Here is a 13358-nt window from a genome sequence, read left to right on the forward strand (position 1 = left end):
CCGCGAGTGGCTCCCTGTCGCGCTCGAAAACAGTGCAACCGGCAGGCGATCAGGACAGCTCAGACAGGACCTGCTCCAGGCGAGGGGAGATCGACGCGTCAGTCGCGTACTTGTCGCAGCAGCATGTCCCGGTCGAACTCACTCATGAGAGTGAGGTTGTACAGATGCTCGATGGCGGCATGCCGGCTGACCTGCAACCGTGTGGCGAAAGCGGTGACGCTGTCCAGGTCGTGCACGGGGTCTGGGTTGTCTGCGAGGGCCGACTGCACGAGTTTCGTCGGCATGAGGAACATCGCGGCGAAGGCGTTCGCGCGGCGTTCTATGATCTTGGGAGCCCAGGGGCCGCTGGCAATGGCGAGCTTGCTTCCCCGTGATCTGTCGAACAGTAGATGGCACAGCTCGTGCGCCATGCTGAACCGTTTGGCGGTGACGCTCTGATAGGGCGACGCCTCGTTGTGGACGACGGTGGGACGGTGATGGGGGCCGACAAGAGAACACGCTCTTATGTTGTCGTCGTGAAGGTTCCTCGAAAGAAGTGTGACCTGTAGTTCTTGCAGGATGCCCGCGACATCGACCCAGCCTTGTGTGAACCTGTTGCCAAGCTTCGAGTGAACGTGTTCGGCCAGCTCGTACCCCTGCTCCCAAGCCTGCAGAGACGTATCTGGAGTGGTCTGCTCGCTCAGGTTCTCCAGGGTCGCACTGATGACGTCCTTCTTGGAGAACTGGGATATGAGGATCGCCGCGAGAGTGCGGACGTCCTCTTTGGTGACCGTCGGGGACGTCGAACTGAAGAGCAATGCCGCGTGACAGGAGCCGGAGATCACCAGATGGGACTCCTCGACCGCCAGGGCCGCGTCGGCGTCCTCGCCGTTTCCGAGATCTCTCAGCTCTCTGACGATCTCCGTCCAGCGTGACCGCATCTCCGCTTCCGGAAGACTGCCTTCGAGTCTTGCCCGCAGTGGAGGCTGTGCTCGTAGTCCGGCCAGCCAGTCCAGCCGCATGTCATGTTGGCCGGGAAGTACGAGTTCGTCGACTTGCCGGCTCAGTCTGGCCAGTCGTTTGTTGTCCGGGTGCAGTGCGGTGAGACGCCGTGACGCGTCGCGCAGAACCTCGTACAGAGGTTCCGCCACGGCTTCAGGCTGGAAGTAGGCGACGCCTCTGGCGGAACTGTGCCGGTAGCCGTCTGGTGAGCCGGTGAGAGGTTCGTCGTGCCAACTCACTTCTATGAGGTCTCTGAACCGGCGGATCACCACATGGGGGAAGAGGCCGCCGTCCCGCGCCGAGCGAAGAGCATGACGTTGGTACCACTCGTACCATTCTTGTTCCCATGCGACGGTCTCCGCCTCACCGATCAGGGCCGGAGCGTTCCGCGTGTAGATCAGTGCGGTGGCAGCGGGCTCGTCCAAGTTGCGGTTCGGGAGTCGCTCCTCATGGAACAGGGGATTCCAGTTCTCTGCCAGCCACTCCAGGAACGGGAGAAGGTACCAGTGGGTCGCAGGTACGTACGTACCCTGACTGACATGGGCCGATAGATTCTGGCCGCATACCCACAACTGGAATGAACCCCAGGACGCGGTCTCCTCCAGGGTGGCGCCGACACCTTCGTCCGGGTCCGGCATGAATGTCACCCTGAAAGCGAAGGTGTCGGTCGTCCCGGCGAATCTGTCCCAGGTGATGGTCATTGCTCACGACGCTTTCTGGCTCTGCGCACCGTTCTACGGTCGACCTGTTCGTTGGCCACCCATGCGGAGATCACATGTGCCGGCACTTCTTCCCAGCCGATCGGATAGCCGTGCCACCTGCCTTCCGCGTGCTGCTGAGCACAGAAGGCGCGTTGCCCGTCTGTCGCGTAGCGCTTCCTGCCGTCCAGAGTACTTTGAGCGAGTAACTCAGGACCGTTGGCATCCGCTGGACATATCGAGCCGTGCCGTCCCGGACTGGGGACAGGTTTGTGCTTTGGGTTCGGTTCGTAACGCAGGGGAGTGGCCACGTCTGGGCCGGACGGCTCCAGGTTGCTCTCCGTCATGACGTCCCTTCACCTGTCCGGCCGACCAGGGACGATCGTGCCGAGCGCATGGTGACCGGTGCAACGCAACGTGCCGGACGCTGGAGCAGTGTCCGCTTCCGGTCGTGGCTGGGCAGTGCGGCGGTGGGGGCCGTGTCGTTCAGTCGAAGGTCAGTTGTTCGGTGCGGCGAGGCATGAGGAAGAGAGCCAGGACGGCTAGGACGGCGATGACCAGGAGGGTGAGGAAGACGTGGTGGGTGGCTTCGGTCAGGGCTTTGCGGATGTAGGTGGCGGTGGGGCTGGTGGCGGCGGAGCCTTGTGCGCCTAGGACGAGGCCGGTGGCGTCGAGGGAGGCGGGGAGTTTGCCTGCGAGGGCCGCCGGGGGGTGGGTGAAGCGGTCGGTGAGGGTGGCGTTGGCTATCGCGCCTAGGAGAGCGGCGCCTACGGCGCTGCCGAGGGAGCGGCAGAACAGGTTGGTGGCGGTCACCACGCCGCGGCGGTCCCAGTCGACCACTGATTGGACGGCGACCATCACGGGGCTGGCGGAGAGGCCGAGGCCTACGCCGGCGACGAAGCAGGCGGCGGCTACTTGCCAGACCTTCGCGTGTTCGGTCAGGAGCAGGATGCACAGTGCGGTGCCGGCCACCAGGATGCCGGAGCCGATCAAGGCGGTGTCCCGGAAGCCGATGCGCATGTAGAGGCGGCCGGAGAAGGTCGAGGCCAACGGCCAGCCGATGCTCAGTGCGGCCAGTGCGAAACCCGCCAGGAGCGCGCCGGTTCCGAGGACGCCTTCGGTGTAGGTGGGAACGTAGGAGGTCAGGCCGATCAGGATGGCACCGGTGCTCAGGGCCACCAGGTTGCCGCCGGTGAGGGTGCGGCGGCCGAAGACCCACAGGGGGAGGATGGGTTCTGCCGCGCGGCGTTCCACGAGGACGAATGCCGTCGTCAGGATGGCGCCGGTCGTGAAGATGGCCAGGCTGGGGGGTGAGAGCCAGTCCCAGGCGACGCCGCCTTCCAGGAGACCGAGGATGATCAGGGACGAGCCGGTGATCAGGAGTGTGGCACCCAGGTAGTCGATCTTGTGCGAGCTGCGGGTCACCTTCTCCTTGAAACGGCGCGCGAGGGTCCAGGCGGCGATCGCGCCGAGGGGGATGTTGATGAAGAAGATCCAGCGCCAGCTCAGGAAGTCGGCGAAGACGCCGCCGAGCGCGGGTCCCACGACGGCGGACATGGCCCAGACGCTGGCGAGGTAGCCCTGGACCCGCGCGCGTTCCTCGACGGAGTACATGTCGCCGACGATGGTGATGCTCATCGGCCCTATGGCGCCGGCGCCGATGCCTTGCAGCGCGCGGAAGACGATGAGGGCCGGCATGCTCCAGGCGAGGCCACAGAGGACCGAGGCGAGCAGGAAGACGGCGATGCCGAAGAACAACACCGGTCTGCGGCCGAACTGGTCGGCGAACTTGCCGTACAGAGGCACGGTGACGGCCTGGGTGAGCAGGTAGATCGAGAACAACCAGGGGAACTGGGAGAAGCCCCCGAGGTCGGTCACCATCGACGGGACGGCCGTCGCGATGATGGTGCTGTCCAGTGCGATGAGGCCGGTGCAGAGCATCACGGCGGCGAGCACCGGGCCCCGTTCCGAGCGCAGTCCTACGTCATTGGTGGTGGCCGTCGTCACGCCATGGTCCTTCTCCCGGGAGTTGGCGCGTCCCGGCGGGACGCGTCCGTCGAACGGGTGGCGCGACGGGTGGCACACTCACCCTGGAGTTGACAACCCGTCGCGTCGGTCATCACATTCCCGATAGAAGCCACGATTTACGCGAGACGGCGACGAAACCGGTCAATGTTCGGAGAAGGTTGCCTACGGCGATCAGATCATCACGTGCTGCTCGGGATGACCGACGAAGCAGAACTGCGCGTTGCGGGTCAGCTTGTAGTCCTGGGCCTTCCAGGTGTGCGCGGAGGCGTCGGCGCCGCGCATGTAGACGAAGTTGAAGCGGTCGGCCGAGTAGATGCGCACGCCGTCCTCCTTGAGGCGGCGCACCAGGCGGGTGTCCTCGCCGGCGTTGACCGGCTCGAACGCGTACGCGCGCAGCACGTCGGCCTTGGCGAGGATGGTCGCGCCTTGCACGAGGTGTGCGTAGCGGTGCTCCAGGCCCGGCAGGCGCATCACCGTGGTGTTGGCGGCGGGGAAGTAGGTGTAGTGCGCTCCCTTGCCGGTGACCTCGGCCTCGGAGTAGTCGAAGGCGCGCAGCAGGTCGGACAGGTAGTGCTCGCCGTACAGGTTGTCGTCGTCCATCTTGGCGATGAAGTCGCCCTCGGCGCGCGCGATGCCGAGGTTGAGTACCTCCCCAAGGGTCAGCGACGGGTCGGCGGTCAGCACCGTGACTGCGGGGACGCCGGCCGCGAGGGCCTTGTCGCGCACGACGGCCGGGTCGATGTCCAGGCCGTGCAGCACCAGGATCAGCTCCAGGTCACGGTGGCGCTGCCTGGCGACCTGCGTGATGGCGTGTTCGAGCTGGCCGGCGCGGTTGGTCGGCAGGACGACGGACACGCTTCTTGCGCGCGTGGTGACCGGCCGGCCGAGGTCGGTGAGGATCTGGTCGACCCGGTGGGTGAACAGGTGCTTGTCGAAGACCTCACGCATCGCGAGGTGGGCCTGCCTGGCGCGCAGCTCGGGGCTGTTGATCAGGTAGAGGGCCTGGTTGTAGGCCTCCTCCTGGGTGTGCGCGACCGGGATGAGCGGGCCGAACGTCTCCTCGATGGCGCGCGACCAGCCCGACAGCACGGTGGTGGAGCAGGCCGACAGCTCGAACACGCGCCGCGCGCACATGGTCGGCGAGTCGATGACCGAGTTCACATTGAGGAAGACCTTGTACATCTTGTACGCGGCCAGCATCTGCTCGTACGGCAGCTCGCCGACGATGTGCGGACGGTACTCGGCGGGCCAGGCGTACTTGTCGCCGGCCTTGTCGTTGCGCGCGAAGATGTGCAGGCCGAGCTCTCGCGCCGGCGCGATGACCGTCTCCATCTGCTCGCGTCGCTCGGGATGCTTGTCGCGGAAGTACATGCCGGCGAACACCACGTCGTACGGCCGGCCCTGCTTGGTCTGCACGGGGTTGTGCACGCGGGGCTGCGCGGCGAACTGCAGCACGCCGACGCGGTCGTGACCGAGGATCTCGCGGTACTTCGGCACCATGTCGCCGTCGCACGTGTACACGTGGTCGAACAGCTTGGCGGTGTCGATGAAGAAGTCGAAGTTCGGCGGGTCCTCCTTGTTCCAGAAGACCGTGGGGATGCCCTGCTCGCGGCACCACGCCACGAGGTCGCGCAGTTCCTGTTTCGGCGCGTTGGTGCCGGTCATCTGGTAGCGCCAGCGGCCCTGGTTGCCGTGCCAGGCCGACTCGCAGAACAGCACGTCGGGCCGGTTCTCGGCGAAGATCTCGCGCCAGTCGGTGAGGCCGAACTCGATCTGGTCCCACTCGTAGCGGAACGCCAGCCGCGAGAAGTCGTCCAGGATGACGGCGACCCTCAGGTCGGGCCGGTTCACCGGACCGGTCGGCCACTCCAGGTGCGGGATGCGCACGGCGGGTGCGTTGGCGAGCGTGGCGTCGATGGTGAGGCTGCTCGCGGCGACCGTCGGCGGGGCCTTCGGCGCCTTGCCGGGCTTGATGGCCTTGGACAGGTCGCGCGGCAGGCGCACCAGCCGCGCGGGACGCCGCACCCCGGCGAGCACGGTGCTCACGCGGTAGGGCCGCTGCGCCTTGGTAGCGGCGAGCTGCCACTGCGCGTACTCGGCCTTGGCCTCGGCGGTGGCGAGGCGGCGCTCCAGTTCGCGGATGCGGTCCTCGTAACGCTCGACGGCCTTGCGCTCCTCGGGGAGCCAGTTGGCCGCGCCGAGCCGCTGGAAGCGTGGCTCGTCCGGCTTGTTCTGGTCACTTGGGGCCATGGTGCGCCTTGCTCCCTCAGCGTCGGACTACCTGTCGCGGGACGTCCGATCGTACGGCCTCCACCGAATGAAAGTGGTGGTTTCCGGCTAAATGCCCAGATCGCGGGCCGTCAGGACGTGCGCGGCGGCACGCCTTGCGACGCCGGCGAGAGGTTGTCGGCACGCAGCCACGCCTCGATGACGCGCGCGATGCGCGGGCCCGCCTTGCCGTCCCACAGCGGCGGCAGCTCGCCGGCCGGGATGGCCGCGCCGTCGGCCAGCGCCTTGGACGCCTCGGCCGGCAGGGACTGCGGGGTGACCAGGCGGTTGGTGCCGTGGGTGACGGTGATCGGCCGCTCGGTGTTGGGCCGCACGGTGAGGCACGGCACGCCGAGCATGGTCGTCTCCTCCTGCACGCCGCCTGAGTCGGTGACGACCAGGGCCGCGCCGCGCACCAGGGACAGGAACTCGACGTACCCGAGCGGGTCGACGATCTTGAGGTTGCCGCCGGTGACCAGGCCCGCCTCGGCGAGCCGCGTGCGGCCCCGCGGGTGCAGCGGCACGACGACCGGCACCTGCTCGGCCACCGCGAGCACGCCGTCGACCAGCTCGCGCGCCGACCCGGGGTCGTCCACGTTGGCGGGACGGTGCAAGGTGGCCACGGCGTACCGCTGCGGCAGGCCGAGGCGCTCGCGCGGCGGCGCGGGGTCGAGCTTCGGCAGCGCGGCGAACAAGCTGTCGATCATGGGGTTGCCGACCAGGTGCACCTTGCCGGCGGCGACGCCTTCCGCGGCCAGGTGGGACAGGCCGTCGGGGCTGGTCACCAGGAGGATGTCGGCGAGCGCGTCGGTGACGACGCGGTTGACCTCCTCAGGCATCTCGCGGTCGAACGAGCGCAGGCCCGCCTCGACGTGCGCGGTCGGCACGTGCAGCTTGGCGCACACCAGGATCGCCGCGAGCGTGGAGTTGACGTCGCCGTACACGACCACGAGGTCGGGACGCTGCTCGGTGACCACGTCCTCGAGGCCGGTGAGCAGCGCCGCCGTCTGCCTGGCGTGCGTGCCGGAGCCGACGGCGAGGTTGGCGACCGGCTCGGGGAGGCCGAGGTCGGCGAAGAAGACGTCGGACATCAAGGCGTCGTAGTGCTGCCCTGTGTGCACGATGGCCTGACGGATCCCGAGCTCGCCGAGAGCGCGCACGACGGGGGCCGCCTTGACGAAGTTCGGCCGAGCGCCGAGCACGTGCAGGACGAGGGGGTTTTCCCTCATTGACCTTGCCTTTCCCCCAGGAACCGACATGAGATGGGTAACTTAGCCCAAGCGGAGCCTATGGTACGGTCGCCGCGTGATTTCCGAGGCTAGGCGGCCCGATCCGGTCACCCCGAAGGCGGCGCGTGCCGGCGTCGGAGGGTTCCTGAAGGGCTTCATCCAGCACCCGGTCATCGTCTCCCGGGTCTTCGTCACCAAGGTCAAGTCCGACCCCATGCGGGTCGCGCAGGCCGCCGCCGAGGCCATGCCGTCCCGGCTGCGGCCCGCCGTCGGCAAGGTGGCGTGGCCGGTGGCCCGGGTCGCGCGGGTGACGGCGCGCAAGCTCGCGCGCCGCATGGCGAACGGCCCGCTCGAGACGGCGAAGAACGAGTTCGAGCGCGGCCGCATGACCCGCGCCATCGAGGTCCTCACGCCGCACGCGCGCTGGCCGTTCATCCGCCGCAGGATCGCCTACTACGAAGGCGAGAAGGCCGCGATCGGCACCGCGCCGATCCCGCCGAAGTCCAAGGTGATCGTCGGCGAGCGCGTCGAGGGCCGGGTGCTGCACTGCGTCACCAACGCGCTGCCGTACACCCAGGCCGGGTACACCGTGCGGACCCACCGCATCGTGACGGCGCAGCGCGCCGTGGGGCTCGACCCCCACGTGGTGACGAGCTGGGGCTGGCCGATGCTCCAGGGTCACGCCGACGCCGAGCCGTACGACGAGATCGACGGCGTGCCGTACCACCGGCTGCTGCCGAGCGGCGACGTGCCGTTCGAGAGCCGCGGCCGCATGGTGCGCGGCGCCGGCGAGGTCACCGAGCTGGTGCGCACGCTGCGTCCGCAGGTGCTGCACGCCGCCACCGACCACCGCAACGGCTCGGTGGCGCTCGCCGTGCGCGAACGCACCGGCACGCCGGTCGTGTACGAGGTGCGGGGCTTCCTCGAGGAGACCTGGGCCTCGCGTGACCCCGCGCGGGTCGGCAGCGAGCGGCACCTGCTCCAGCGTGAGCGTGAGGCGCACATCATGCGCTCCGCCGACGCCGTCGTCACGCTCGCCGAGACCATGGCCGTGGAGATCGCCGAGCGCGGCGTGCCGAGAGAGAAGATCTTCCTCGCGCCGAACGCCGTGGACGACGCGCTGCTGACCGCCGACTACGACGGCGCCGCCTTCCGTGCCGCGTACGGCATCACCCCCGGCGAGATCGTCGTCGGCTCGGTGTCCAGCATCGTCGGGTACGAGGGGTTCGCCACGCTGCTGTCGGCCGCCGCGCTGCTGCGTGACGCCGGCACGCCGGTGCGCGTGCTGATCGTCGGCGACGGCGCCGAACGGCCCGCGCTGCTGGCCCAGGCAGAGCGGCTCGGCCTCGGCGACCTCGCGCTGCTGCCGGGCCGGGTGGGGCCTGAGGAGGCGCTGCAGGCGCAGGCGGCCCTCGACATCTTCGCCTGCCCCCGTGAGGACCTGCGGGTGTGCCGGCTGGTGACGCCGCTCAAGCCGGTCGAGGCCATGGCGCTCGGCAAGCCGGTCGTGCTCAGCGACCTGCCGGCCCTGGCCGAGCTGGTCGGCTCGGACGGCGCCGGCGCGCTGGTGCCGCCGGGTGACCCGGCCGCGCTCGCCAAGGCCCTCGCGGCGCTGCGGGACGACCCGGCGCGGCGGGCCGAGATGGGGGAGGCCGGTCGCGCGGAGGTCGCCGCCAAGCGGACGTGGAGCCGTATCGCCGAGGGTTATCGTGCGATCTACCAGTCCTTGCCGCGGTGATCGTCGTACCATGACCGGTTCGAGGGTGCCGCTACGTAACCTGTTCGATTGCATTAGACGTGAGCTGTGCGGACTTGAGATAGCCTTTGCCACCATGCAGTGTTCTTTCGGACTTCCTCAGGTCGCGGCGTGAGCACATACGATCTCGCGGTCATCGGCCTCGGATACGTTGGCATGCCCCTGGCCAAGGAAGCCACCGGGGCCGGCCTTCGCGTGGTCGGGCTCGACGTGGACCCGCGCAAGGTCGACGCGCTGACCGCCGGCCGGTCCTACATCGACGACCTGAGCGACGCCGATCTGGACTCCATGCTGGTCAACGGGTTCACCGCGACCCTCGACCAGTCCGTGCTCGCCGACAGCGCCGCCATCGTGATCTGCGTGCCGACGCCGCTCGACGAGGACCACCGGCCCGACCTGTCCGCTGTGCGCGGCGCCGTCGCGTCGGTGGGCCGCCACCTCCAGCGCGGCACGCTGGTCGTGCTGGAGTCGACGACCTACCCCGGCACCACCGACGAGGTCGTGCGGCCGGTGCTCGACGAGGCCTCCGGGCTGGTCGCGGGGACCGACTACCACCTCGCGTTCTCGCCTGAGCGCATCGACCCCGGCAACGCCAAGTACGGCCTGCGCAACACGCCGAAGGTCGTCGGCGGCTACACCGAGGCCTGCCGCGACCGCGCCGCCGCGTTCTACGCGCGCTTCATCGAGCAGGTCGTCACGGTCAGCGGCACCCGCGAGGCCGAGATGGCCAAGCTCCTGGAGAACACCTACCGGCACGTCAACATCGCGCTCGTCAACGAGATGGCGATCTTCTGCGACGAGCTCGGCGTGGACCTCTGGGAGGCCATCGAGGCGGCGGCCACCAAGCCGTTCGGATTCCAGAAGTTCCTCCCAGGACCCGGCGTCGGCGGCCACTGCATCCCGGTCGACCCGTCCTACCTGTCGTACTCGGTGCGCAAGCTCGGCTACCCGTTCCGGTTCGTCGAGCTGGCCCAGGAGATCAACGAGCGCATGCCGGCCTACGTCGTGGCCCGTGTGCAGCGCCTGCTCAACCGCGCGCGCAAGCCGGTCAACGGCTCCAAGGTGCTGCTCCTCGGGGTCACCTACAAGCCCGACATCGCCGACGAGCGCGAGACGCCGGCCGTGCCGGTCGCGCGCGCGTTCCGCGAGTTCGGCGCCGAGCTGTCCTTCGTCGACCCGTACGTCAAGGAGTGGTCGGTCGACGGCACGCCGGTGCCGCGCGAGGAGGACCTGCGGCAGGCGGTGGAGCGGGCCGACGTGACGGTGCTGCTCCAGCAGCATTCGGTGTTCGACCTGGAAATGGTGGAGAAGCACGCCGTACTCCTGCTCGACACCCGTGGCGTCCTCTCCGAGGGCGAACGCGTCGAGCGGCTCTAGGAAGCGGGGTCGCTGCGTGCACGTGCTCGTCATGACGGTGGTCCACCACCCCGAGGACGCCCGGATCCTGCACCGGCAGATCCGCGCGCTCGTGGACGCCGGTCATGCCGTGACGTACGCGGCGCCGTTCACCGCGCGCGGTGTGGTGCCGCGTCCGTGGGTGACCGGGGTGGACCTGCCGCGCGCGGCCGAGCGCAAGCGGATCACCGCGATCCGCGCGGCGCGCAAGCTGTTCAAGAGCCTGCGCGACCAGGTCGACCTCGTGATCGTGCACGACCCCGAGCTGCTGCTCGCGGTGACGGGGGTCGGCCGGCGGCCTCCGGTGGTGTGGGACGTCCACGAGGACACCCCCGCCACGCTGTCGCTCAAGCCGTGGCTGCCGTCGTTCCTGCGGCCGCCGACGCGGTTCCTCGCGCGCATGCTCGAAGGCACCGCCGAGCGTCACCTGCACCTGATCCTCGCCGAGACCGCGTACGCGGGCCGGTTCAGCCAGGCGCACCTGGTGGTGCCGAACGAGACCTGGGTCCCCGACCACGTGAGCGAGCCGTCCGACGACCGCGTGGTGTACCTCGGGTGGCTGTCGGAGGCGCGCGGCGTGCGTGAGGCCGTCGAGGTCGGCCGGCTGTTGCAGCCGCACCGCGTGGCCGTCGAGCTCATCGGCTACGCCGACCCGCAGAGCAGGCCCATGCTCAACGACGCGGTCGCGCGGGGTGTGCTGGAGTGGCGCGACTTCATGCCGAACGACGAGGCCCTCAAGCGGCTCGACGGCGCGCTCGCCGGGCTGTCGCTGCTGCACGACGAGCCGAACTACCGGCACTCGATGCCGACCAAGATCGTGGAGTACATGGCGCACGGCATCCCGGTGATCACCACGCCGTCGCCGCGCGCCGTCGAGCTGGTGGAGCGCTACCAGAGCGGCGTGGTGGTGCCGTGGCGGGACCCGCAGGCCGTGGTGCGCGCCGTGCTGCGGCTGCGCGACGACCCCGCCGCGCGGCGCGCCGCCGGTGCGCGCGGCTACGCGGCGGCCCGCGCCAACCACCACTGGCCCAACTCCGCGCGCAGGTTCGTGGCCCAGTTAGAGGCATGGGCGGGAGAGCGCGACTGATCCTCGCCGGCCCCTGGAACGTAACGTCGGCCGGTGTCTTCTTAATCACTGATCACGCTCTTTATCCGGATCACAACTCAAGGACGGTAGTCTCCTGAAGGTGCGCGGGCTCACTCTGTTGTTCGGAGCGGCTCTGCTGGCCGCCGTCGCGGCGATCGTGATCGTCCTCCCCGATGTCCCAGGGTCACCGTCCGCGGTGACCACCCCCACCAGTCCCTCCTCGCGGGCCACCCCGACCGGTCCGACCCCGGCGTCCTCCGTCTTCAGCGACCCGTGCGGCACGTTCGACACCACCACGCCGACGCCGTACGCCGTCACCGGCTACTGGCTGGTCCCCACCACCGACCACTGCACGTGGCGCAGCCAGCTCCAGGCCATCCACCGGGTCGGCGGCGACACCGTGGTGCGTCTCGGCTTCGGCCTGCAGGCCCGGCCGGTGGACGACGACGGCCGCGTGCTCGACCTCGCCGGTGACAAACCCGACCCGCGCTACCAGAAGTGCCGCGAGAACGGCATGACGTGCGTGCAGGCCGCCGAGTCGGCGCTCAAGGCCGCCAACCCCGGCAACCGCATCACCTGGACGTACGTCTTCCGCACCGACGAGGCGTACGGCCCCGGGCTGTTCCGGTGCCCGCAGATGGAACACACCGTCACCGTCGGCGAGGAGGTCTTCTACCGCATTCTCGCGCCGGACGACGGGTCCGACGACGCGACCTGCGACTTCACCTCCAAAGGCAAGGGCTACCACCTGATCCTCGTGGACGGCGCCAGGCAGGACTCGCTGACCGAGATCCTCGACCTCGCCGACCGGTTCGCCATGAAGGTGTTCCCCGCGCTCCCCGTCGCGCCGCGCGACCGCGTGGAGCCCACGCAGGCCGACCCCCGGCACATCGGCACGCTCACGACGTTCACCCGGCGGGTGCTCCAGGACTACGGCGACCGCTTCAAGGACCGCGCGTCGCTCGGCGGGGTGTACCAGCCGTTCGAGTTACAGATACGCGACTGGCCCGACCCGTCGGTGGTGGCGACGCTGCAGGTGTACGCCGAGCAGCACGACATCGTGCAGCAGGAGCTGCCTGGCAAGCCCATCATGGTCAGCCCCTACCTGGACGCACGCAAGGAGAAGCAGTTCACCTCGACCCCCGCGCAGGTGCGGTCGGGTTTCAAGGCGCTGGCCCGCACCGGTGTCGGCATCGTGGCCCCGCAGGACAGCCGCGGCACCGGCAAGGTCGGCCTGTTCTGGCCGAACCTGCGCGCGCAGAAGGTGGACGAGCGCCTGCGGCCCATCGTGGGGGACACGACGTACCGCGACGCGTACTACGGCTCCACGCGTGACTACTACCGCGCCATGTCCGAGGCGCTGGCCGAGCTGCGCGCCGAGGGTGAGGACCTGGAGCTGTGGGCCAACGTCGAGGCGTTCGAGCCCGAGGGGGACGGCGCCTGCGAGGCCGGCGGCAAGCGCGGCGTCACCGACAAGGAACGCCTGGACACGGCCGTGACGTTCGTCGGCCCCTACGTCTCCAAGATCATCAGCTACAAGTGGAGCAGCTTCTTCACCTGCGGCACCCCGACCCTCGCCGACCAGGTCTCCACCGACTGGGACCGGCCGATCCCCATCCAGGCCCTGGCCATGAGCAGGGGCATCCAGCAAGGCGTGGAGGTCCGCGGCTACAACCTCGCCGACGGCGTCGTCAGCCTCACGTGGTACGGCAACGACACCCCGCGCACCGCCGACTCCGCCGAGGTCGGCTGGACCGACCGCACCCCCGTCGCCGGCCTCCCGCCGGCCGTGCAGCGGGTCTGGGTCCCGGTCGACTGGTCCACCGTCCCGCAGGACGCCTGGATCAAGATCGAGGTGACCTCGCGCGACGGCCGTAAGAGCAACGCGCCGGTGTACCTGCACCGCGAGGCCTGAC

8 protein-coding genes are annotated in these 13358 nt (G+C 69.2%); 4 read left to right on the plus strand and 4 right to left on the minus strand.

Features of this window, described 5'->3' with window-relative positions; translation table 11 throughout:
* Positions 1-98: 98 nt before the first annotated feature.
* The 4 genes from BJ992_RS02690 to wecB all read right to left on the minus strand — a co-directional run bounded on the left by BJ992_RS02690 (position 99) and on the right by wecB (position 7204).
* Positions 99-1682, minus strand: a complete 1584-nt coding sequence (locus BJ992_RS02690) for an ImmA/IrrE family metallo-endopeptidase (protein WP_184978366.1) — start codon at positions 1680-1682, stop codon at positions 99-101.
* Positions 1683-2165: 483 nt separating this feature from the next.
* Complete coding sequence (locus BJ992_RS02695; RefSeq protein WP_221474663.1) at positions 2166-3686, minus strand: MFS transporter; 1521 nt, start codon at positions 3684-3686, stop codon at positions 2166-2168.
* A gap of 192 nt (positions 3687-3878) precedes the next feature.
* Positions 3879-5957, minus strand: a complete 2079-nt coding sequence (locus BJ992_RS02700; protein WP_184978367.1) for a glycosyltransferase family protein — start codon at positions 5955-5957, stop codon at positions 3879-3881.
* A gap of 110 nt (positions 5958-6067) precedes the next feature.
* On the minus strand, positions 6068-7204 hold the full coding sequence (gene wecB / locus BJ992_RS02705; protein ID WP_184978368.1) for a non-hydrolyzing UDP-N-acetylglucosamine 2-epimerase: 1137 nt from the start codon (positions 7202-7204) through the stop codon (positions 6068-6070).
* Between the two features lie 76 nt (positions 7205-7280).
* On the opposite strand from wecB, the gene BJ992_RS02710 reads away from it, so the two are divergent.
* The 4 genes from BJ992_RS02710 (at position 7281) to BJ992_RS02725 (ending at position 13357) form a co-directional block, all read left to right on the plus strand.
* A complete protein-coding gene (locus BJ992_RS02710) occupies positions 7281-8942 on the plus strand; it encodes a glycosyltransferase (protein ID WP_184978369.1) in 1662 nt (553 codons plus the stop codon).
* Between the two features lie 129 nt (positions 8943-9071).
* Positions 9072-10337, plus strand: a complete 1266-nt coding sequence (locus tag BJ992_RS02715; protein WP_184978370.1) for a nucleotide sugar dehydrogenase — start codon at positions 9072-9074, stop codon at positions 10335-10337.
* A 16-nt stretch (positions 10338-10353) separates the two neighbouring features.
* A complete protein-coding gene (locus tag BJ992_RS02720; RefSeq protein ID WP_184978371.1) occupies positions 10354-11442 on the plus strand; it encodes a glycosyltransferase in 1089 nt (362 codons plus the stop codon).
* A gap of 100 nt (positions 11443-11542) precedes the next feature.
* Positions 11543-13357: a DUF4434 domain-containing protein gene (locus BJ992_RS02725; RefSeq protein WP_184978372.1), complete on the plus strand. Its 1815-nt coding sequence runs from the start codon at positions 11543-11545 to the stop codon at positions 13355-13357.
* Position 13358 lies beyond the last annotated feature (1 nt).

This window comes from Sphaerisporangium rubeum (genome assembly GCF_014207705.1).
GTDB classification, from domain to species: Bacteria; Actinomycetota; Actinomycetes; order Streptosporangiales; family Streptosporangiaceae; genus Sphaerisporangium; species Sphaerisporangium rubeum.